Genomic DNA, 21,900 nt, shown 5'->3' on the forward strand with positions numbered 1-21,900 from the left:
GGATAATACAATTAAAAATCCATTAATTTTATCATTTTTTAAGGTACCATCCTTGTTTTAAAGGATTAGTTAAGGATGAAAAGTTTTAAGAAGCAACTAGGGACTTTAGATGGAAAATCATGCAATCGTATTTAAGATATTTTCCAGAAGAGATTGATTTATGGTAATCTTTAAATTATTCTACAATAAAAATAAGCAGGTGGGGAAATGAGCAAAAAGTGGTTGATTGTTTTACTTATTATAATCGTTGCAGTTGGGGGCTTTATCTATTACTTACCCTATTCAAAAACGTTTACTCGTTCAACGGATTTGTCGCATGAAGCAACAGATGGCGTGACGCTTCATGACAACATACATAGTCATTCATTTGTGAAGCGGTTCGGTAAACCGATCGAACAAATTAGCAATGAGAACTATGATTATTTTGATTGGAAAAATGGATTAGAAACAGCAAGTGTAACAGAGGGGAAACATAAGGGCGACATTATGCGAATCATTATTACAGGTTCAGAAGGAGATCCGTATGGCAATGCCTTACAGACAAAAAAAGGCATAAAGCTCGGAGATACGTTACAACAGGTAATTCAGCGCTATGGTGATCGTTATTATAAAGGGAAAGAATCCGGACTCACTTCAATCGGCTACATTGATCGTGATAGTGGACGTACGATTGAATTTCGTTGTGAAGAGGGAGAGCGCATTACTGAAATTCGTCTAGATGATGAGAATTTATAGAAAAGATGGCAGCATGCAGGGTGTTTCATTCTCTGTATGCTGCTATTTTTTTAAATTATAAAAAAATTTACACAAAAAATGTTGCGTAAAAGAAACTTTTTGATATAGTAATAGTATTATGAAAATATTATTTTAAAGGGGGATCATTACTGTATGAATGCTTTGAAAAAAGTTAGTGTGTTTTTCGTTGTATTCGCTTTCATTCTATCGGCTTTTTCCATAACGAGCCATGCAGAGGAAGCGCAACCACAGCCGTCAAATCTACAAATGTTAACGTTTAGTAGCCTTTCTTATTATGATATGGAAGCAGCAAGTGCCCAAACGACATTATCGGTAGGAGAATTTTTAAGTAGTACGAAGCAACCTTATGCAAAAATAACAAAAGAATTTAAGGACGAACTGAAAAGCCAGAACGTATCTGTAGAAGATGTGATTACGAAAGCGCAGTTAAACGACTGGAAAGTGTACAAAACAATGGACAAATGGGACATTGGCTTTTACGGCGTTATTTTCAAAAATGTGAAAACAGATCAATATGTGCTAACGTATCGCGGAACAAACGGTGGATTCGATTACATAACAGATCTTCTGCTCGCAACGAAAAACTATGAAATCTCACAAACAGGCTTCGCTAAATTGCTCGTAAGCGAATTACCAGAAGGTGTGAATAAAGACCATGTATTTGCTACGGGCCATTCTCTTGGTGGTTATCTTGGTGCGCGAGTAGGAGCAGAGAAAGGGTTTAAAACGGTTGTTTTTAACGCGCCTGGCTTTCAAAAAGATTACTTAAAGAGCTTGCGCGATACGCACGTTTTTAAATACGAAAACTACGTAACCAATCAAGATATTAAATACGACCTCGTAAGCAACTGGGGCCACTTGATCGGCGAACGTGTCGTTTACAAAGGCTATAAACATGGCGTGAAAAACTTCTACGCATACATTCGATAAGGACAAAAAACTCTGGAGACGACATCTTCAGAGTTTTTTTAGATAGGTGTAATGTTCGTGGGCCAGCGACGGGAGTAGAAAGTCACGACGCTCAATGGCCGCGATAAGAGAGGAAGCCGTTTCACGAGCGAGCGAAACATCCTCAAAGCGTAACCCTTGAGTACGCGCTTCTTCTAGCTCGTCTTCATCGAGCAGAAAGCAAGAGCCATCAGGCAATAAGACAAGATCTAAATACAAGTCATCCCAATAGAGACGATGATCAGACGTCATCCCATGAGCACGGGCAATATCAATGTAATGCTGCACAACCTCACCCTTTTCATTAAACATTGTCGTCATCGTATAATGCTGGTGAGACGGAAAATGTTGCAGCCACGTATACTGATTGCTAGCAATACAATGAGAAATGGAGTCGTATGTACGATAGGCAGGTTCACTCACTTTTTCAATGTAAAGAAAAGAGAGGTGCCCTGTGAAGTTACTAGATTGCAAGGTGTGTTGCGTGTATGTTCGTTTGAGAAGTCGAGCCCAGTTTCGGCGGTCACTGTATTTTCGTTGCAGCATGGAAATCTCTCCTTTCCTTCATATTACCATTATCCAGTAAGAAACATGGTATACTTTTTTTAGGAGGTGACCGCTATGCAGGCTATATCGCTTGTGATCATGGTCGTACTGATTCTTTATGTGTTCTTACTGCTACAAAAAACAAAAAAATTAGAGCAACAGAATTGGAAACTGCTACAAGAATCAACCGCAGGATTAGAATTGCAAGAAGCGGTTCGTCATCGCCTCTCCTATTCTACAGAAATTGAGACCATTAAATTTTTGCGCCTAGAAGTGGGCATGAATCTTCTGCAGGCTAAACAATTTGTTGAAAAAGTAAAGAATGCCTAACAAACTGCCGCTTCATGCCCTCTAGGGATGTAGGCGGTTTTTTTGTCTTAGAGGAACTTCTCAATCATCCGTGCAAGTGGCTCGCGAAAAATGCGGCCCATAAGCGGGCGTTGTTTCAAATCTTGAAGCGTAAACGGTTCAGAGCGATGGAGATCTTCTTCAATGGTCGCTTTCACCTTTCGAATAAAGCTAGGTGTCGTAATAAAGCAGTTCATCTCGTCATTTAAATAAAAGCTACGCTTATTGAAGTTACCAGAACCAATATCACAAATAGTATCGTCGACGATTATTACTTTGCCGTGACAAAAGCCTTCGTAGAAGCGGTATACGTTTAGCCCGGCTGGTAGCAGTTCTTTTAAGTAGCGAAAGGACGCATCTTGAACGAGTTGATAGTCCGCTTTCATAGGAAGTAGCAGCGATACCCTCACGCCACGAGCTAGCGCAGCTTTAAGTGAGTCTGTTAGCTCTTTACCTGGAATAAAGTATGGTGAGCAGATCACTAATTCCTTTTGAGCTTGGCGGATGAGGGAGGCAAAGGCATCGTGAAGATGAGCGCCGTTCGTACTTTCTAGTCTCATGGCATAGCCAGCACTTAATGCAGGAGCAACAGGCGTAAAGATTGTTTTGTCAGGATGATGGCTCTGCCAATCGCGGTAAAAACGATGGCGTAAATCATTAACTGCTTGACCGGTTATTCGCAAATGATAATCGCGCCAATAGCCGAGCTTTGGGCTATGCCCGAGGCACTCTTCGCCAAGGTTAAAGCCACCAACATAGCCGATGACACCATCAATGACCGTAATTTTCCGGTGATTTCTTGTGAGCGCTGTAAATAATACATACGGCCATGTGGGTCTGTTAGAAAAAGCAACTAGCACGCCGTGTGCTTGTAAATCGGCAACAACAGCAGCTGTTACTTTTTTAGCGCCATACCAGTCGAGCAGAAGACGCACGGCAACACCCTCTGCTGCTTTTCCCTTGATCAGCTCATAAAATTCCATGCAAATACGATCAGTACAGGCGCTAAAAAATTGTACTTCAATCGTTGCGGTTGCCTCTTTTAAATCATGAAACAGCCGTTCATATAGCTCATAGCCATCGTTAAATAGCTGAAGTGTTCCCGTACGTTTCGGATAGCGATACCAATGTTGGTGCTGCAAATGGAGACGATAGCCTTGCTGATAAGAAACGAACAGCCACCATAAGCAAAGCAACAGAAGTATTCCGATGATTCCTACAATCCACAGCACCATGTGTACGCCTCCTTCTTTCTATTTAGTTTGACCCAATATTGTGCATTAATGCTACAATATCGGTAGAAAGATAGGTGAAGACATGAAGCGTTTCCTGTATAACTGGCTGCCGGTGTTGCTTGTCGCAGGCGGTATTTTTTACTCTTCAGCGACGCCGTACAAAGAACAAGATTTGCGGCCACGATTGTCGACTTTTTTACCAGAAGACATCATTACAGCGTTGTTTTCCTGGGTGCATTTTACGTATGCAGGCAGTGAGGTCAGCATTGAGCGCTTAGGGGCACCGGGATTTATTGAATTTTTCATTCGCAAGCTAAGTCATTTTTCTGTGTATTTTCTGCTAGCCATCTTACTTTATCGTGCCTTAGCGCCACATTGTAAGCGACTTGGATGGCGTTTTTTCTTTGCATGGGTGGTAACGATTGCCTATGCAGCTTCTGATGAACTTCATCAGCACTTTACGCCAGGACGCTCGATGCATGCAGAAGACGTGATGCTCGATTCTTTTGGTGGACTTGTAGGTTTACTACTCGCCCTTGCTTTTACAAGCTGGCGACGAAAAAGGAGGAGAAGACGATGAGGCACGTACATGTTGTACCGTATAACGAAGAGTGGCTACAGGCTTTTCAGCAAGAAAAAGCGCGGCTAGAAGCGGTGTTTGGTTCGCTGTTAGTCGACGTTCACCATATCGGTAGCACGTCCATTCCAGCGATGGCGGCAAAACCCATCATTGATCTCTTACCGGTCGTTCACGATATAACAGAAGTGGACCAATACACGACACAGATGGCAGCGATCGGTTATGAAGGGCGAGGTGAACTTGGTCTTCCTGGGCGCCGTTTTTTTCGCAAAGGTGGCGATGAGCGCACGCATCACGTGCATGTGTATGAAGCGGGGCATGAGGACATTGCTCGGCATCTTGCCTTTCGAGATTATTTACGAAGTCATCAAGAAGAAGCAAGAACGTATGCAGAACTGAAACAGCAGCTAGCGGCGCAATTTCCGCATGATATCGAACAGTACATGGATGGCAAGGATGACTGGATCAAAACAACAGAACAGATAGCATTGCGTTGGTATCAGCAGCAATCATAAGAAAACGGACGAGGTGCACATGCACGCTCGTCCGTTTTTCATTTCGTATTAAATGGCTTTTCGTCTTTTCTTTGCAAGGAGTGCGCCTAAGAACGTCACAACGGCTGAGAAAAGTAAGCTAAGGAAGAAGGTACTCCATAGCGAGAAGCCTAATGACATTTCAGGTGATTCATCAGAAACTTTTAACATAGAGATCATACTGCCATCTAACGTAGCGGTAATGCGTGTAATTGAAGCGAAAATCGTCATGAGTACAGCATACGTTACACTATAAATCGCTAATGTGAGATAGAAATTGTGTTTCGATTGATAGAGCTTCCAACCGGCGTATAAAAATAAGCCAATTGGAATGAGAATGCCAGCGTACATAAAGATGTATAAGACCACATCACTGTTATTCGTACTAGCGAACCCAGAGTCACCGTTGAAATTGGTGATTCCTGTGAACAAAGAAAGCGAGCTTTCTTCTGATTTTTTCCCCATATGAAACGTTAGCGAAAAACTAGATAAGTTTTCTAGATTCCAATAATAAAACGCACATTGAATAAGTAGAACGACCATGGAGAAAACCACTATGATAATAGAAGATCCATCCGTTGGGCCACCATCTGAACTAGAAGATGAATCTGAGAACACTCTTGATAGTACGACTAGCAAGATCGTCATCGGAATCATAATTAATGTTCCGCGAACCAATGTGGCACTTGCTTGGTGAATCGCAATACCAAATGGCATACGCGAAACAAGATGCTTCGTAATACGCGTTAAGCCGAAGCCAAGCAACATTCCGATAAAGCTAAGGAAAATCCCCATTACGAACGCATGAGAAAAGGCTGTCCAATGGGAGTAAAGCATCTCCACCTTCATGGTTACTTTACTAAATGAGAACGTTAACGAATAGCCTGTGAAGAAACTTGTAATGAACACGGTAATTCCATAAATCAAACCGATGACAACGGAAGCGGCAAAGCGCTGACCGAGCGTATCATTACGATTAAAGCGAGCGTAAAGATAGCCGCCAACGACTAATGCGAGGAATGGAATGAAAAGAAATAACAAAAGACCTGCATCCGCATAGATGTTAATATCAAACAATTTTGAGATTCCTGCTTTGCTCGTATCAATGCTATATGAATAGTTTAAACTCGTAAAATGCTCCGCCATAATCCAATCCGTTAATCCTAATAAACGTTCAGGAAGATCTGATGTATCAACTGTATCACCGAACTGTTGGCTTAATTTTTCAATACTTTTTTTCGCATTCAGATCTGCAAATTTAGGATCCTGACTAAGATTATCAAGAACTTGTCCCATCACGCCATTTACAATAAACGAAAGCAGGAACATAATGACGATCGCTGAAGCTGCTGAAATCAAAATATACTTTAGCTTTTTCCAGCTCGTCACCGTTTCGAGTAGCGTACCAATGACCGGAAGCTTGCCAGAATGCTCACGCGGCGTGCGTTCGGTATGTTTAACAACACTTAATTTGCGATCTAATACAGGTTTATAAAGACTTGCTGCACACGAAGAGCAGTAATTCAAGTGTTGCTTATTCTCATGACCACACGATGGGCAGAATTTCGAATCGCTTGCGACAAACGTCCCGAGTGAGTCTTTTGCGGTAGGCTGAAGTGCCGCACCATCGTGTCTACAATAGTTCATGCCGGGCTCGTTTTTCTGCCCGCAGCTATTACAATACACAAAAAACACCTCCTTACACTTGGATTTTATGACCGCAGCATCCGCAATAAGCAGAGCCGGATGGAATCATTTCTGTACACGTTGGACATTGCAACGTAAAGGCTTGTTCTGTTGTTGCATCTGGAATCTGTACTTTTTGCCCACAGCTACCACAGAACTTATCAGTCGGTTGTAATGGTGCCCCACATTGACATTTGGACGTATCGGCAGGCTTTGCATTCATGGCTGCCAACGTTTGATTGACTTCATAGATGACACGATCGTGTGCTTGAATCCCTTCTACGTGTCCCGTCAGCGTTGGTAGCAGAATTTCGCCTTTACGCATCAAGTTATACACTTCTTCTCCAAGAGCAACGATGCTTTCCATCCGTTTCGCTGCCGCCTCACTACTTCTTTTACGAAGCTGCCCCATTTCTTGAGCGGTTTGTAGCTTTTGCTTCCCTGTTTGAAGACTCCCTTGAATCTTCGTCAGACCGTCCCCAACTTTTGACTGTAAATCTGACATACCCATTCACTCCTTTGTCATAGAAAAACGTCCAATATGGTACGATATTCCTATTATGTATAAAAACATTTAACGAATTAAGTATATCAATTTGCTCAGCAAAAAAATACCGAAATTTGTTATATTTTGCTGTGAAAGGAAGTAGTCCATTCGATGGATTTTTTTCTATTAAAAAAAAGCCACTGTAGTAAGAAAGTGGCTTTATGATATAAACGTAACGGTAATCACAAGCAGTTCAGAGCGACTTCCAATACGAATAGGCGGTCCCCAAAACCCGAAGCCTGAGGAGACGAAGGCATGCAGTTGTTGTTTTTGCTTATAGCCCCAATCTAGCTCGAACATTCTGCGCGTCACAAGCTGATTCGGTGCCATTTGCCCGCGATGCGTATGGCCTGATAAGGAAAGATCAATGCCATTTTTCATTGCCTCTTCTAACGCATGAGGCTGATGATCGAGTAAAATGAGCGGCTTACCATGATCTAAAGAGGATACTAAAGCTTCGATCGACTGCCTTTTTTTATCCGTATAATCGTTGCGTCCAATAATATAGAAGGAATCATCGATGAGGCGGACTTCATCACGTAAAATAGGAATGCCGATTTCTTCCATTAGTTGCGTATAGGCGTCTATTTCGCCACCATAATATTCATGGTTGCCTAGTATGCCATATACCCCAAGTGGCGCAGTGGCCTGGGCAAGTAACGTATGCATATCTTTACGGACAAAATGCTTCGTAGTGTCATCAATAATATCGCCAGGATATAAGATGAGATCAGGCTGTTCTCGTTGCAAAAGAGACACAAGGCGCCCGGCATGTGCGCGCCCCGACAATAAGCCGAAATGCATATCAGAGGCCACCGCCATCGTAAGCTTTGACTGCTTGCCACCTGACTTCGGAATCCTAACATCATAACGGCGAACGACCGGCGAATAAGCGTTGCGCGTACCGACGATGAAAATAACAAGAAACGCAAGCAGCGCAGCGATGCCTGTCCAAAGAATGACCGCGTGTTTGTCATAGTAAAGGAGCGCGATGCCACCTATGATATTGGCAACCGGTAACACAAGTAAACTATATTCCAAAAACGCGAACCAATAAGAACCTAGTATTTTTAAAAGCATCGGACCGTTACGCCCACCAAGTAAATAGGCATAGGCGAAGATTAAAAACACAACGCTATACAAAAAAGGTGATAGCGATGGCCACCATTGCGTACTCCAAATCCAGCCGTTATACCCGATGTAGAGAAGCAAGAGATTGTAAATAACAAGAATAAAGACAAAACGACTGTAACGTTTCATGCGCTAAGAAATTCCTCCATCCGTTAGTATCAGTGCTACTTCTACTATACCCTTTCTGCATGACTTTCGTCGTTCTTTTGTCTGTAATTTTTCTTAGTGTAAAAGAAGGACATTGTTTCCATCTGCCGAACTTTAATTGGTATACGTGTAGTGGAGGTGGAGAGTGCTGAATAAAGATACGTTTGAACTGTATTTGGTGGAGGCCGCCACCGAACAAAAGCGACAGCGTGCCGTTTACACGGTGTCGACCGTTCAGGAGGCTTACGAGCGTTTTATGGGGGAAATGAAAGCAAGTCCCGATCAACAAAAGCTAAAAAGCTTAACGATTAAAAGTGGCACCGTTTCATTTGATATTTTTAAATAAGAAGGAGAAGAGTTGCTGGGAGTGCCCCGGTAGCTCTTTTTTTTGTTAATAGGGGGGAGCTGGAACTAAAAAGATCACTAGTTTCCTAGGAAGCGCAAGCGACAATAGAAATAGCGATTGCTCTTACCCATAAAGCAATCGCTATTTCTCTAAAACTGCCATTCTTTTCGTAAGTAATGCTTCGTTCCTAGCAAGAAAGCGGGGTTCTTCTCAGGATCAAGCCACTGCAACACCTTCTTCGCATCGCGCTCACAAACGGCAATGCAACCAGCCGTCGGATCGTGTGGACCAGACCAGACGTGAAAAAAGATGGCACTGCCTGCTCCTTGAACGACAGGTGCAACATTGTAATGAATAACCGCGCCATACGTATACTGCGGCTCTAAATACAGCTTTTCGAAGGAGCGCCAGCGTGTATTTGGATTTCCTTCGAACGTGACCCATGTATTGTAATCAGGAGACGTGACATCATCGATCCAATAGTCATGAAGCGTTGTTTGCCGATAAGGAAGCTTTATGTCTTCGGGTGCTTCCTCTGTTCCGAACGTCTCGGTCACTGCATAGAAGCCAGCAGGTGTTTTGCCATCTCCCTCTTCCTTACACGTCGTAATACCATTTTTCCCAATCACACCGCGCATCGTATCCTCGCGTTTCCATTTTCCCTTTTCATAAGCGTAAAGAAAGAGCACAGCACCAATGGAAGAGGCGAGAGGTGTTTGCACAATAACGAGCTGCTCACAGCCTTTTTGTTGATACGCGTCGTGAAGGAGCCGATTATGAAAGCCGTTCATTTCAGAAAACTCCCTTTTTTTTTAGTAGCAATCTTCTTATAGAAAGCGTATGAGCAAAGTACAAACTTATGAGGTGATAAATGGAAAACCTTCACATTTTTTTCGTTTTTCCGATAAATGAGGTGGGGGGATTATGTAATGAAATCATTAGTAGGTAGAGTTTTGCTGTACATAACAGGTACGCTGCTCATATTAGCGGCAGTTGGGATTGGATTTCAATATTATGCTGTGAAAAAAGCGAGCCTGGAAACAATGCAGGAAGTGAATAGCGGGCATGCCCGGCGCATCGCAACGACACTTAGTACGGAGGAGTACAAACAATTTATACAAACACCGAGTGAAACGCCTTATTATTGGCGAATTCGCAAGCAACTAGATCACATTCGTCAAGAAATTGGCGCGCTTTATGTGTATACGGTTCAAGTTAATGAACAACATGTAGCCAAAATTATGATTGATGGTTTACCGAAGTCATCTTCCATCGCCTCACATATTGGTGATGCACCGACCACATTAAATGACAATACATATTTAGCGGCCGGGGCAAAAAAAGGGGAAACGCCAAGCTCTGGCATTCTAAGCGATGAGAAATACGGTGACTATGTTACGACCGTAGCGCCCATTAAAGGAGCAGATGGCAAAGTAATTGGCATGGTCGGCGTGGATTTACCAGCAAAAGACGTACGAAAAACGATGGAGACGGTCACGATGTCAACCATTCCACTAGCGATCATCATCATCATCGGAACGATGTTTGTTTGTGTACTAAGTCTGCTTCTTTATTTACGATTTCGGATGAAACCGCTAAAGCAAATGACAACGATTGCACATGAAGTGAAAAAAGGACATATTAGGCAGGCAGAAGCGCAATTACAAACGTTAAATGTGACATCTAAGGATGAAATTGGTCAGCTGTATCAAGCATTTAAGGCAATGGTTACGACCCTCGGTAACATGGTGCATTCCATTGCAACAACGTCCGATATGTTAAATCAAACGGCCGCTACCCTTTCAACTACGATGGAAGCGACCGCTACGCGCGCCACCCACTTATTAACCGGCATTAACGAACTTGCAACAGGCTCCGATCACCAACTTTTATCAGCCGAGCAAAGCACGGCAGCGATGACAGAGAATGCGAAAGCCATTATGTATGTAGCAGATACAGCTGGACAAGTAGCAACTTATGCAACAAAAACGACAGAACGAGCCACACAAGGAACGACTAGTATCGAAAAAACGACAGCTCAGCTTCGTGCCATTACATCAGCCGTGCAAACATCCGAGCAATGCATGAGCGTCTTAAATGAACATGCACCACGCATTCATACGATTTTGCAAATGATTACGAATCTCTCAGAGCAAACGCATGTCTTATCGCTCAATGCGACGATCGAAGCGGCGCGCGCAGGAGAGCATGGACGCGGTTTTGCCGTTGTCGCTAGCGAAGTACAACAACTTGCTGAGCAATCCAAATCATTTGTTGCCGAAATAAGCACCTTAATCACAACGATGCAACAAGAAACGATTGCCGCCAGCGAAGCAATGGCAACCGTTTCTACAGAAGTCACCCAAGGCATGAGCGATATGCAGCAAAGTGCGACGCACTTCGTAGCCATTACAGAAGAAATGGCCAACGTATCCTCTCAAGTCCAAGAACTTTCCGCTACGAGTCAACAACTATCTGCTGGCGCTGAAGAAGTAACCGCCATCGTCGCCGAGCTCACAGAAGTTGCTAAGCGCGCAGCCCATCATACGAGTGCCATGTCAGACGACACCACCGAACAATTTACCGCTATGAAAGCTATCGGCGAAACGGTTCGACACTTAGAGAAGACAGCCTATGCGTTAGAAGCAGAGGTAGGTAGGTTTACATAGAAAGAAATAAATTGTGAGTCTTTTAGATTAGTTAAATTCCTTTTATTTCAAGAAAATGTTGTCTTTTTATGGTTCTATTTTAAAAAAATATTAAAAAAATATAAACGAGCTATTAATAAATGGAAAAAGCAACCGATATATAGGAAGAAGGTTGAAAAAAGATAGGACTTTGAAACTATTTAAAACTAGCTTTTACTAACATTATTGTTATTTTTACCTATTATTTGAAAAATAATGTGAAAAAAAGACTGGATTTTTTAAGAATATTGTCCTATCATATGAAATGTATTACAGAGTTGCCTAATTTTTGGTGATATATGAATATAAAGTCTTAGTAATTTACGACTAATTGACTCTGTACAGAATCGCTCATCGGGATACGGGATTTTAATACATAGTGTGTATGTCCATGTCAGACCGCTGTTCGATTTAAACTTTTTTACAATAGAGGAAGGGGATTTACAAATGGATAAGAAAAAAGCATTGAAAATTGTCGCAGCATCTACGGTAGCTGCAAGCGCATTCGTTTCTGCAGCACCTGCATCTCAAGCGGCGGCTGTAACAACTACTTCAGCATCAAAGGCAGTAAAAGTAGCTGAGGGCGAGGCAATCAAACTTCAAAACTTATATAATGCAAAAAAATTAACAACAAAGAAAATTAGCGTAAAAGCAGCGACTGCAGCAGCAGACAAAGCGATGAAAGAAGTTAAGAAACTAGCTAAAGGCAAAGTGAAAACAGGCCTTGAAACACGCTTAAAATCAGTAGCTTCTATGATCGGTTATGCTGAGCGTTTCAACATGGCACTTGATCATGCGGCAACACTAAGCACAGCAACGAAAAAAGCACAAGACGATATGAAAAAATTCGATCTTGTAACAGCTAAAAAAGATGCAGCAGCACTTGCTACATCACTAAAAGCATTTGAAAAATTCGTTGTAAAAGGAAGCATCTACGGCGAAGGCACACGTGCTCAAATGACAGCAATGTTCGCAACACCTGCTAAAAAAGCAGCAAAAGACCTTGCTGACATGATCAAAAAAGAAGAAGACAAAGCAGAAGCAAGTGACGTTCAAAAAGCAACAACTGCTGTAGAAGCACTTGAAAAAGCAGTGAAAGAACTAAAAGACGACGCTTCAGTAGCAACAGCTGAAAAGCTAGCAACAGACGCGAAAGAAGCTTTAAAAGCAGTTGATACGAAAAAAGCAAAAGAAGAGCTTACTACACGTATCGCAACAGCAGAAAAAGCAGTAGCTGACTTCAAAAAAGCATCTGAAGAAGTTATGAAACTTGAAAAAGCAGTCAAAGAACTTAAAGACGAAGCAACTGTAAAAGCAGCGGAAGAACTAGTAGTAGCTGTTAAAAAAGTAGTCGAAGCTGTAAAATCAGAAGACGCTAAAAAAGTGCTTATGGAGCGTGTAGCTAAAGCTGAGAAGATGATTGCTGATAAAAAAGAAGAGTTGTCTGCACCTAAGGTTGAGAAAGTAAGCGCAGTCAATGGGAAGACTATTACTGTAACATTTAGCAAGGCACTTGATGCAAAAACGCTAAAAAATGAAACTGGTGATGTTATCACACTTGTTCCAAATAGTGATGCAGCAAGTCCAGGCACAGTATCTCAAGAATTAAGTGCAGATGGAAAAACTCTAACGTTTAAAGCGAAGAATCATTTCAAAGGGGACTACACTGTAAAAGTACCATTTGAAATGGTAAAGGCTATGAGTGGACAGTATGTCAATCCAGTAAATCAAAAGGTATCTGTTAATGATACAGCAGCTCCGGAACTAAAATCAGTTAAAGCAACAGTAAAATCTGTATCTGATAAAGTTAAAACGATTACATTAACTTTTGATGAAGATGTGAAGTCAATTGATACGGTGAAAATCGGGAATGACAACTATTCTCCTTCAATTGATGGAAATACAGCTACAATTACAGTTGGTGATCTCGATGCAAGTAAAAAATATGATGTAACAGTTGTGAACGCAGCTGATGAAACAGGTAATATGAAGGACATCCAAACAGCTTCATTAATGATTGCTGTAGATAATGTTGCGCCATCTATTACGAATGTAGAACCAGTTGGGGAAAATAAATTTAAAGTAACTGTAGATAAAGCATTAAAGACTCCACTCACTTTGTCTGCTAAAGTTGGAACATTTACTGCAAATATTGTTAGCGATGTAACAAATACTGAAAACCCTAAAGAGTATATTGTTACATTAAATAGCAGTTATCTTTATAAAAATGGTAACACGGAGACTGTAAACCTGACAGTAGCAAAAGATGCATTAGAAGATGCCATTGGAAATAAGAATGCTACTGATATTACTAAAACAGTTACTCTTAATAAAGATGTAACAGCTCCAACCGTAAATAAAGTTGAAACAGTAGCTAGAGATGGTGAAGTAAAATCATTTGTAGTAACGTTCAACGAAGAGGTTACTACAGTAACTACAGATAAGGTGTATGTAGTAGATTCTAAGGGTGAAATTTTATCACTGTCTAAAGTTGCGTCTAATGTTGAATTGAATTCTACAGATAAAAAGAAAGTGGTCTTTACTCTTGCTTCAGGATTAGCATCTGATAAGTATAGTTTTGATCTAGCTGAAGGATTTGTAACCGATACATCTCTTTCTAAGAACAAGAGTGCTAAGTATTCATTTATGGTTGATGTAACTAAGCCTGGTAAACCAGTTGATACGACATTTACAATTAAGGACGCAAAAGCAACTAATAATGTTATTACTGTGGATTTCGATGCTAAAGTAAAAGCTACTGGTACAGGTTCGGCCCTAAATCCTGCTTCTTATTTAGTGAATGGAGTGGCTCTGCCATCTGATTCTGAAATTAAATTTGTCAAAAATGAAGGTGTTACAGATCAAAAGAAGGTCGAAATTCATCTTCCTAAAGGATTTGTAAAAAATAGTGATGCTAAAGCTGTTTTCCGTGTAACAGGAGTGCAAACTTTGGATAACAAAGTAAGTAATCCATTTACAAGTCTGGTTGATATTATTGATAATACTGCTCCAGAAGCTAAATCTTTTGTAGCAACAGATCTAACGGAGCTTACCATTACTTACTCAGAGGCAATTAAGCTAAAAGAAAAAGCTGAGGGTAAAGGCAATGGTATTGAGGATGAGTTACAACTTTTTGATAGTAAAGGAGCTAAAGTAGACTTTGTGAATCCTAAAGTTGAAGGTAATAAGTTAATCCTTAAAGTCTCTGATGCTTCAATGGTTGCTAAATTAAAGACAACGACTCCTACAGTTTCTGATATCTTAGATGTTGCCGGTAATGATCAAGCAGTCGGTATTGTATTAAGTAAATAATTTAATTCTATTAGTAAGTAGATGGCTTCGGAACGTAACCGAAGTCATCTTTTTAATGTATTAAATATCCCTAGATATACCTTGTTTCTAAAAAGCTTCAAGCATGGTGCAAAACCTTGAAGGACATGAACAACTTTGCACACACGACATGAAAGTGAATTACTACATTGTACTCGTATTAGTACATATAAAACAAATTATATATGAGTATATAGAAAGAGGAGCGGTTAAATGGATCTAAATCCATTTTAGTATAGAAAGAACACATAAGAGAAAGTAGCTTCTAAAATTTTTCGCAGGATTATCAATGAATTTTATCATATACCTGATCTATAATCCTTTTGGTAACACCCATTTTCCTTGCAAACCATTCAATAATCTCTTCTTTCTGACGACTAGATGCTAAGAAGTTTAGTAAAGTTTCTTCAAACCATGCATAGACTTCTTCATTTTCTATTTGATAGAAATCAAATTTGGTATCTTCTCCTTCCGAGTGACTTTTCATTTTTTGGGCAAAGTTAATGTCCTTGTCACAGTGAACTTGAACAAAAAGAATAGGGGAAGGATGATCTGTTACACTTTCCATTTCAAATCCAACTTTTACTTCAATGAAACTTTCGTTATAGTTTGTAGTCAACATACAATATTGATTATGAAGAGGGAGTTGCTTTAAATGCCCATATCCACGCTGATGAGGTACACCGAAATTTTTGGTGAAGTCTGGTAACACTAATTCTAACATTTCATCCATCTTACTCATCACAGCTTGTAAGCCTTTCATAACAAGTACATCCTCGATTTGAAAATCTTTTATGCCTGCCATTTTTTCACTCCTTAATAGTTGTAGAAAATTATTAATTACTTCTGTCTCTTCTTGTTTGTATAAAAATTCATAAATTTGTTGCCAACGAAATTGTTTAAATGAACAAGATGATACTGTCTTAGGATCGTATCTTTTTGTGCAGTACCGAAGATGAGTGTCTTTAAACTTGAGTTTGGCTAGTTTAATCAGTACAGCAGCATAGCGTTCTAACTGCCGTTCTCCTTCATCGCTAGCCACCTTGTTTTCTAAAAAGCATATGGTCGTCTCGTTTTCAAAAACGAGATCAATGATACAATTTTTATCACATTCAAGTGTGAAGGGAACTTGTGATTCAACCTTAAAGTTGCTGCCCTCGATATGTAAGACATCATTGACAAAGGAATCGAGTAATTGTTGATTGCTTTGTAAGATACCTGCCAATACCTCTGTAATAAAATCCTCAAGGGGAGTTTTTCCAGTCTTGTTTTTTACTTTGTATAGCTGCAGAAGTCTGCTGAAAATACTAGCCATAACTACATTCCTTTCTGAAAGTTTTGAAGCTGCTGCATAAAAAATCTTTTGCTCCTTCTACATGCTTAGCGGAACGCTATCTTTTACTTTTGCTTCGTTTCTTTCCTCCTAACTCACAGAATAGAGCGCCATATAAAGTATCGGCAGAGATTATTTAAAGTTCATGTAACTTTTTAACTTTGACAACAATTTGGTCAAAAATCACATTAAAACTTAGTAAAATAGTACATTTTACTCCCCACAAACTCTCCAAAAGTAAACAATCATACCCCTCCCACCGATAACACTTTTAAGGACATTGTATTCTACTAAACATAAGCAACATACCGACCTAGAGGTGAAGGACATGAGGATGAAGATGACAGTTGGGAAGAAATTATTTGCTAGCTTTTTTGTGGTGCTTGTATTGCTCGGCGTAGTTTCCAGCATTGGCTACTATAAGTTAGGAGAAGTGGATAAGCGCAATTCAGAGTTGATTGACGATCAGGTGCATAAGATTGTGCTTGTAAAGAATTTGCAGTTGTCGTTAAAAGATGCACGCATTCAGTTGCGCAACTATATGTTGACGGGTGAAGAAGCTATGCTCGCTGAATACCAGAAAGCAGAGGGTGAGTATGACCGGATCTTTAGTGAGTATAAAAAAGTATCTAATTCGAAGGAAAGCAATCAGCTGCTGCAGGAGTTAAAAGGGGCAGAGGCGGCTTTCGATGTGACAGCCACTAAAGTGTTAGAGCTATCTGGTAAGAAAAAGCAAAAAGAAGCGCTCGCTATTCTATATGGATCGGGGAAGCAGCTAGCGATTACATTTAACGATAAGATGGAGGCACTTGTAAAGTATCAGCAGAAGAAGCTTGAAACGGAGAGTATTGTCGTAACCGATTATATGCAAGAGTCTAAAGAGATGGTCTTGTTTTATACGATTGTAGCGTTAGTTATAGCGATTGTACTTGCATATTTTGTTAGCCGCAGCATTTCCACACCTGTCCTGCGTGCTTCTGCTAACTTGAAGCAAATAGCTGGTGGGGATCTTACGGTAGAGAAGCTTACGCTACGCAATACAGATGAAATTGGGGCGATGGCTCATTCGATGAATGAGATGGTGGATCACTTACGCTCCGTTGTAGGAGAAGTGCATCACGCGTCTGATCAAGTAGCGGCCAGCAGTCAGCAGTTGAGTGCAAGTGCTGAGGAAAGTACCGCATCCGCTGAACAAGTGGCAACGATTGCGCAACGAACAGCGCTTGGTGCTGAACAACAGATTACGTGTTTTCAAGATATTGCTTCTGCCGTGGATGACATGGCAACAGGAATTACAACGATTTCCGGAAGTTCTGCGGAAATGCTAGCGACAGCGAAGGAAGCAACGCAACTTTCAGAGCAGGGAACCCAAGCGGTGGGCAGCGTAGTTACGCAAATGAATCATATTAATCACTCTGTAATTGAAGTTTCCAAGTTAATGACATCGCTAGAAACGAGAGCAACAGAGATTAGTAAGATTGTAAGCATTATTACGGGCATTGCCGGGCAAACGAATTTGTTAGCGCTTAATGCAGCCATTGAAGCGGCACAAGCCGGTGAGCATGGCAAAGGCTTTGCTGTCGTTGCTGGTGAAGTACGTAAGCTTGCCGAAGAGTCGAAGCATTCAGCGAACCAAATTACCGATATGATTGCGAAAATTCAGCAGGAAACAAAAGCAGCTGTTCTGGCAATGAGTGACGGGAAGGTTCAAGTAACAGAAGGCTTAAAAGATACAGAAGAAGCGAACCAAGCCTTTATGCGCATCGCTCATACGGTAGCGAATGTAACGAGTAAAGTAGACGATGTGACGCAATCGGTTCAACAGTTAGCGACAGTCAGTGGTGGCATCTCCCATTCATTACAAACAATGCACACCATCTCTGAAGAAAGTGTTGCAGCGACCCAACAAAGCTCAGCTGCGTCTCAAGAGCAACTCGCAACGATGGAAGAAGTAACAGCCTCCGCCGAAGCACTAGCACAGCTGGCAGAAGAGCTACAAGGCACAATGGGGAAATTTAAACTATAACGTAAGAAGACCTAGCGGCAATTGCGGCTAGGTCTTCTTTTTTTAGTTAAAAAATAAATTACAGACAATTACAAATTTACCTTAAAAAATAAAGAATAGGAGCCGATATAACTTATAGAAAGAAGTGTAGGTGAACGAACATGGTTATAAACGAAAACAAACAAAAATTACGAGATTTCATCGCAACCATTATTGGTTTCGGTATATATGGTATAACGCTAACCATTATGCTAGTTTCTATATTTCGAATGATAAAGCAATGGTTCTAAGCGTTCAATTAAGCAGGAGTAGGAACTGGTCCTTGTTGTTCACTGCTTTGTTGCTTTAAGGTTTGCTCGACAGAATGTATGTACTCTAAAAGGAGAGGGCTGTTTTCTAGTATACGTGCGCCGCGGATCATTCCTAATTGGCCATACTGATCCAGCGCCTCAAGAGAGAGCTCATCTGTTAGCTCTGTTTCAAAATTATAAAGAGGAAATAACCGTACCGTGTTCCATGACGAACGTTTACGAACGGCTGTATCTTCTGCATAGTACGCAGAGTCATCAATCCATTGATCCTGCGGAACTTTCTCCATAACGCATAGCGCCTTAAATATAATCTTCCGAACATTTCCTCCCACATAAATATAAACGACGTCGCCCTTCTTAATGAGGTATTTTAATGTGCGATCAATCATTCCTAGCTCTTTAAAAGCTTGTGCTACGTTGTATTCTGGAATTGCTGTTATTAGCCAGTGTTTCATCTATATCCCTCCAAGAAGTCATGCATGGTCATAAACAATGACCATTTTTTTATTATATCGGTAACAAATGTTAAATTTAAAGACAAAACTTGTATATTTAATGATTTTTTAATACTAAACAATTTCAAAAGTAAGTCGATATTACTAGTACCAACGGGGCGCATCCCTTGGTACATAAGGGCTACACATGGATGTATAGCTACTTTTAAAACACATGGAGGTAGAAACAAATGAGAATCAATCACAACATCGCGGCTATGAACACATACCGCCAACTATCAAGTGCAAATGGTGCACAAGGTAAGTCTATGGAGAAATTGTCTTCTGGACTACGTATCAACCGTGCAGGAGATGATGCGGCAGGACTTGCGATCTCTGAAAAAATGCGTGGTCAAGTTCGTGGGTTAGACATGGCTTCTAAAAACGCACAAGACGGTATTTCTTTGATCCAAACAGCAGAGGGTGCTCTTAACGAAACGCATAGCATTCTTCAACGTATGCGTGAACTAGCTGTTCAATCTTCAAGCGACAGCAATACAAATGATGACAGAGCTGAACTTCAAAAAGAAGTAAACCAATTAGCGGAAGAAATCACTAGAATTTCTAATACCACTGAGTTTAACACTAAGAAGTTACTAACAGGTGCTGCTGATTCATCGACATCAGTTACAGGTAAAGAAGCACTGACTTTTCATATAGGTGCTAATAAAGATCAAAAAATTGATTTGGAAATTAAAGCAATGGATGCAACATCTCTTGGTGTAGCAGGAGCAGATGCTGCAAACGCAGCTGCCACAGGTGGTACTCTAGCTGTAACTAAAGATGGACTTGATATTGCATCAAAGGCGGGTGCTAATAGTGCGATTTCTACAATTGAAACAGCGATTGGTACAGTATCTGCAGAGCGTTCTAAACTAGGTGCTACTCAAAACCGTTTAGAACACACAATTAACAACTTAAATACATCTTCTGAGAACCTTTCTGCTGCTGAATCTCGTATTCGTGACGTAGATATGGCGAAAGAAATGATGGAACAAACGAAGAACTCGATCCTTTCTCAAGCTGCTCAAGCTATGCTTGCTCAAGCAAACCAACAACCACAAGGCGTACTTCAACTTCTTCGTTAATCTTTACGAGAGACTCTACTTTATGTAGGGTCTTTTTTTATGGACTATCTAATTTATAGCTATCAAAGAAGGGCTGCAGACTGATACGCAGCCCTTTTCTTTTCTCATTCAAAAACCTTCTTCTATTTACCGATATTAAAAAAGAATGAAAGGGAGGAGATGTAAGCATGAAAAAAAGATTACTGTTCAAAGTTTTTACTGCAGTTCTTCTAGTGGGAAGCTTCGTTTTACCATCGCATGCAATAGTAACGCATGCGGCGACGCCTAGTTATATTGAAGTGAATAATAATGTAGGAATGGCAGATACCGTTGTTTTTAAAGGTGCAGAAGCTCATGATTTAGTAAAGGTGTACAGTAGTGATGGAAGTAAGTTGTTAGGAAGTGCAACAGCGATGCGTGCTGGGAATGTGACGGTGAAATTGAAGGAGCCATTGAAGGAAGCTACTGTCAAAGTAACGTTAACAAAAGTCAATAAGCTTGAAAGTGTAGCAGTTGTCGCGGATGTTCCTAGTGAAAAAGTAACACCAAAGCCAGAGGAAGGCTTGTTTAGCGTGAACAATAATGTTGGAAAGGCTGATACAGTATCTGCCCAAAACGTTGCAGCAAAAGATGTGGTGAGGATTTTTAATGCAAGTAATAAATTGCTTGGTACCGCAATTGCACCAAGATCAGGAATACTTGTTATTCCGCTAAAAGAACAAGTCCTTAAAGATGATAAGCTACAAGTTAAAGTAACACACTATAATAGCGTAGAAAGTGCTGCGATTACGATTACGGTTGGTGAGGAACAAAAGAGTATAGCTATACTTGAGGAAAATCTTAGTGTGCAAAACAATGTTGGAAAGCCAGATACTGTAACCGTTGAACATGTAAAAGCAAAAGCACTAGTAAAAATATACGCTGGCGTTAAAACCATTGGAAGTGCTAGGGCGCAGCGCAATGGAAAGCTAATTGTATCTTTAAAAGAGTCGCTTGCTGAGGGACAAGTTCTAGGGGTTTCAGTGACAGAAGATAATAGTGTTGAAAGTTCTGTAGTAACCATAAAAGCCGGAGCAGAGCGCAATAGCTCACCTTTAATTGCGGGAACCATTTCTGTACAAAATAATGTTGGTTCACCAGATACAGTGACCGTAAAAGGGGTGGCAGTGAACGATATTATAAAAGTATATGATGAGAAAGGAATACTGATTGGTAAAGCACAAGCCTTGAAAAACGGTGACCTCCTCATCTCTTTAAAAATTCAACTTACTGCACGTATGGTTGTTCGAGTTACATTAACCAATGTAAATAGCAAAGAAGGAGATAAAGTTTTAGCACCGGAGGCTCCAGCTGAAGTTATCTCTACAGCATTGGATGCTAAAGTCATTACTGTATTTAACAATGTTCGCATGCCAGATACGGTTGTGGTAGAAGGCGTTCAAAAACGAGATTTGATTAGAGTATATGACGCTAAAAATAATTTGATAGGTACAACATCTGTGCAACAAGCAGGGAAAATAACCGTTTCATTAAAAGTACCACTGAAAGATACAGAGAAAATTTATATTACGATTACCCATCTCAACATGCATGAAAGTCCCAAAGTTGAAATGAGTGTTCGAAGTGAAGAGAGAACTACATTACCGGTATAAAACGGTTTAAGAGTTTAAATGAAGTAATCGATCTGGGTGTTGTGGGATCGGTTTCTTTTTTTTTCTCCTAAGTTATCTAAAAAAAAGAAAAAGATACCCGATAGTATATATAAGCAGAAATGTTTCGTTGGTTCAAGGAATAATGCTGACTAGTATTTTTCACACTTTAAGTACAAGTTGAAAGCTGATGAAACGATGTGCATCAGAAATAACTAGGA

The 21,900-nt window shown here is 40.6% G+C and carries 19 protein-coding genes; 11 read left to right on the plus strand and 8 right to left on the minus strand.

The features are described 5' to 3' along the window. Window positions 1–207 precede the first annotated feature (207 nt). Together A374_RS06535 and A374_RS06540 are read left to right on the plus strand one after the other, a co-directional pair. Window positions 208–735, plus strand: coding sequence for a hypothetical protein (locus A374_RS06535; RefSeq protein ID WP_007201411.1), 528 nt, complete (start codon window positions 208–210; stop codon window positions 733–735). A gap of 153 nt (window positions 736–888) precedes the next feature. Further along, complete coding sequence (locus A374_RS06540; RefSeq protein WP_007201412.1) at window positions 889–1,686, plus strand: Tle-like phospholipase domain-containing protein; 798 nt, start codon at window positions 889–891, stop codon at window positions 1,684–1,686. A 27-nt stretch (window positions 1,687–1,713) separates the two neighbouring features. On the opposite strand, the gene A374_RS06545 is transcribed toward A374_RS06540, so the two are convergent. After that, a complete protein-coding gene (locus A374_RS06545; RefSeq protein ID WP_007201413.1) occupies window positions 1,714–2,250 on the minus strand; it encodes a DUF402 domain-containing protein in 537 nt (178 codons plus the stop codon). A 75-nt stretch (window positions 2,251–2,325) separates the two neighbouring features. On the opposite strand from A374_RS06545, the gene A374_RS06550 reads away from it, so the two are divergent. Beyond that, window positions 2,326–2,580 carry a hypothetical protein gene (locus tag A374_RS06550; protein ID WP_007201414.1) on the plus strand — a complete coding sequence of 85 codons (255 nt, stop codon included), beginning with the start codon at window positions 2,326–2,328 and terminating at the stop codon, window positions 2,578–2,580. Between the two features lie 47 nt (window positions 2,581–2,627). Here the strand turns inward: A374_RS06550 and A374_RS06555 are convergent, their stop codons facing one another. Beyond that, on the minus strand, window positions 2,628–3,833 hold the full coding sequence (locus A374_RS06555; RefSeq protein ID WP_007201415.1) for a phospholipase D-like domain-containing protein: 1,206 nt from the start codon (window positions 3,831–3,833) through the stop codon (window positions 2,628–2,630). Between the two features lie 82 nt (window positions 3,834–3,915). Between A374_RS06555 and A374_RS06560 the strand changes: the two genes are divergently transcribed. Together A374_RS06560 and A374_RS06565 are read left to right on the plus strand one after the other, a co-directional pair. Next, window positions 3,916–4,413, plus strand: a complete 498-nt coding sequence (locus A374_RS06560; protein ID WP_007201416.1) for a VanZ family protein — start codon at window positions 3,916–3,918, stop codon at window positions 4,411–4,413. Beyond that, window positions 4,410–4,928: a GrpB family protein gene (locus A374_RS06565; protein ID WP_007201417.1), complete on the plus strand. Its 519-nt coding sequence runs from the start codon at window positions 4,410–4,412 to the stop codon at window positions 4,926–4,928. The genes A374_RS06560 and A374_RS06565 overlap by 4 nt, the downstream gene beginning before the upstream one ends. Before the next feature lie 48 nt (window positions 4,929–4,976). Here A374_RS06565 and A374_RS06570 read toward each other — a convergent pair whose 3' ends face one another. The 3 genes from A374_RS06570 to A374_RS06580 form a co-directional block, all read right to left on the minus strand. Then, window positions 4,977–6,632, minus strand: coding sequence for a zinc ribbon domain-containing protein (locus A374_RS06570; RefSeq protein ID WP_007201418.1), 1,656 nt, complete (start codon window positions 6,630–6,632; stop codon window positions 4,977–4,979). A gap of 13 nt (window positions 6,633–6,645) precedes the next feature. Beyond that, window positions 6,646–7,137, minus strand: a complete 492-nt coding sequence (locus A374_RS06575; protein WP_007201419.1) for a zinc ribbon domain-containing protein — start codon at window positions 7,135–7,137, stop codon at window positions 6,646–6,648. A 201-nt stretch (window positions 7,138–7,338) separates the two neighbouring features. Beyond that, window positions 7,339–8,439 (minus strand): metallophosphoesterase, encoded by a 1,101-nt coding sequence (locus A374_RS06580; RefSeq protein WP_007201420.1) that lies wholly within the window; start codon window positions 8,437–8,439, stop codon window positions 7,339–7,341. 163 nt (window positions 8,440–8,602) lie between these two features. Between A374_RS06580 and A374_RS06585 the strand changes: the two genes are divergently transcribed. Beyond that, on the plus strand, window positions 8,603–8,803 hold the full coding sequence (locus A374_RS06585) for a hypothetical protein (RefSeq protein ID WP_007201421.1): 201 nt from the start codon (window positions 8,603–8,605) through the stop codon (window positions 8,801–8,803). Window positions 8,804–8,952: 149 nt separating this feature from the next. Here A374_RS06585 and A374_RS06590 read toward each other — a convergent pair whose 3' ends face one another. Beyond that, entirely contained in the window at window positions 8,953–9,594 is a 642-nt protein-coding gene (locus A374_RS06590; protein WP_007201422.1) for a L,D-transpeptidase family protein, read from the minus strand. 138 nt (window positions 9,595–9,732) lie between these two features. Between A374_RS06590 and A374_RS06595 the strand changes: the two genes are divergently transcribed. Both A374_RS06595 and A374_RS06600 read left to right on the plus strand, forming a co-directional pair. Further along, entirely contained in the window at window positions 9,733–11,472 is a 1,740-nt protein-coding gene (locus A374_RS06595; RefSeq protein WP_007201423.1) for a methyl-accepting chemotaxis protein, read from the plus strand. A 465-nt stretch (window positions 11,473–11,937) separates the two neighbouring features. Further along, window positions 11,938–14,802 carry an Ig-like domain-containing domain gene (locus tag A374_RS06600; RefSeq protein WP_007201424.1) on the plus strand — a complete coding sequence of 955 codons (2,865 nt, stop codon included), beginning with the start codon at window positions 11,938–11,940 and terminating at the stop codon, window positions 14,800–14,802. 304 nt (window positions 14,803–15,106) lie between these two features. Here A374_RS06600 and A374_RS06605 read toward each other — a convergent pair whose 3' ends face one another. Next, window positions 15,107–16,135, minus strand: a complete 1,029-nt coding sequence (locus A374_RS06605; RefSeq protein ID WP_007201425.1) for a PD-(D/E)XK nuclease family protein — start codon at window positions 16,133–16,135, stop codon at window positions 15,107–15,109. 346 nt (window positions 16,136–16,481) lie between these two features. Here A374_RS06605 and A374_RS06610 point away from each other — a divergent pair, with 346 nt between their 5' ends. After that, window positions 16,482–18,179, plus strand: a complete 1,698-nt coding sequence (locus A374_RS06610; protein WP_083841969.1) for a methyl-accepting chemotaxis protein — start codon at window positions 16,482–16,484, stop codon at window positions 18,177–18,179. Between the two features lie 277 nt (window positions 18,180–18,456). Here the strand turns inward: A374_RS06610 and A374_RS06615 are convergent, their stop codons facing one another. Next, the gene (locus A374_RS06615) at window positions 18,457–18,924 is read right to left on the minus strand and encodes a hypothetical protein (RefSeq protein ID WP_007201427.1); all 468 of its coding nucleotides are present in this window, start codon (window positions 18,922–18,924) and stop codon (window positions 18,457–18,459) included. 230 nt (window positions 18,925–19,154) lie between these two features. On the opposite strand from A374_RS06615, the gene hag reads away from it, so the two are divergent. Both hag and A374_RS06630 read left to right on the plus strand, forming a co-directional pair. Further along, window positions 19,155–20,051 (plus strand): flagellin Hag, encoded by an 897-nt coding sequence (hag, locus tag A374_RS06625; protein WP_007201428.1) that lies wholly within the window; start codon window positions 19,155–19,157, stop codon window positions 20,049–20,051. A 167-nt stretch (window positions 20,052–20,218) separates the two neighbouring features. Next, window positions 20,219–21,682 (plus strand): hypothetical protein, encoded by a 1,464-nt coding sequence (locus A374_RS06630; RefSeq protein WP_007201429.1) that lies wholly within the window; start codon window positions 20,219–20,221, stop codon window positions 21,680–21,682. Window positions 21,683–21,900 lie beyond the last annotated feature (218 nt).

The sequence above is a fragment of the Fictibacillus macauensis ZFHKF-1 genome (genome assembly GCF_000269865.1).
Classification (GTDB): Bacteria; Bacillota; Bacilli; order Bacillales; family Fictibacillaceae; genus Fictibacillus_C; species Fictibacillus_C macauensis.

Bases quoted from the DNA above. Each gene is read 5' to 3' on its own strand.
- A374_RS06535 (WP_007201411.1), top strand. From the start codon at position 208: ATGAGCAAAAAGTGGTTGATTGTTTTACTTATTATAATCGTTGCAGTT.
- A374_RS06540 (WP_007201412.1), top strand. From the start codon at position 889: ATGAATGCTTTGAAAAAAGTTAGTGTGTTTTTCGTTGTATTCGCTTTC.
- A374_RS06545 (WP_007201413.1), bottom strand. From the start codon at position 2,250: ATGCTGCAACGAAAATACAGTGACCGCCGAAACTGGGCTCGACTTCTC.
- A374_RS06550 (WP_007201414.1), top strand. From the start codon at position 2,326: ATGCAGGCTATATCGCTTGTGATCATGGTCGTACTGATTCTTTATGTG.
- A374_RS06555 (WP_007201415.1), bottom strand. From the start codon at position 3,833: ATGGTGCTGTGGATTGTAGGAATCATCGGAATACTTCTGTTGCTTTGC.
- A374_RS06560 (WP_007201416.1), top strand. From the start codon at position 3,916: ATGAAGCGTTTCCTGTATAACTGGCTGCCGGTGTTGCTTGTCGCAGGC.
- A374_RS06565 (WP_007201417.1), top strand. From the start codon at position 4,410: ATGAGGCACGTACATGTTGTACCGTATAACGAAGAGTGGCTACAGGCT.
- A374_RS06575 (WP_007201419.1), bottom strand. From the start codon at position 7,137: ATGTCAGATTTACAGTCAAAAGTTGGGGACGGTCTGACGAAGATTCAA.
- A374_RS06580 (WP_007201420.1), bottom strand. From the start codon at position 8,439: ATGAAACGTTACAGTCGTTTTGTCTTTATTCTTGTTATTTACAATCTC.
- A374_RS06590 (WP_007201422.1), bottom strand. From the start codon at position 9,594: ATGAACGGCTTTCATAATCGGCTCCTTCACGACGCGTATCAACAAAAA.
- A374_RS06595 (WP_007201423.1), top strand. From the start codon at position 9,733: ATGAAATCATTAGTAGGTAGAGTTTTGCTGTACATAACAGGTACGCTG.
- A374_RS06600 (WP_007201424.1), top strand. From the start codon at position 11,938: ATGGATAAGAAAAAAGCATTGAAAATTGTCGCAGCATCTACGGTAGCT.
- A374_RS06605 (WP_007201425.1), bottom strand. From the start codon at position 16,135: ATGGCTAGTATTTTCAGCAGACTTCTGCAGCTATACAAAGTAAAAAAC.
- A374_RS06610 (WP_083841969.1), top strand. From the start codon at position 16,482: ATGAGGATGAAGATGACAGTTGGGAAGAAATTATTTGCTAGCTTTTTT.
- A374_RS06615 (WP_007201427.1), bottom strand. From the start codon at position 18,924: ATGAAACACTGGCTAATAACAGCAATTCCAGAATACAACGTAGCACAA.
- hag (WP_007201428.1), top strand. From the start codon at position 19,155: ATGAGAATCAATCACAACATCGCGGCTATGAACACATACCGCCAACTA.
- A374_RS06630 (WP_007201429.1), top strand. From the start codon at position 20,219: ATGAAAAAAAGATTACTGTTCAAAGTTTTTACTGCAGTTCTTCTAGTG.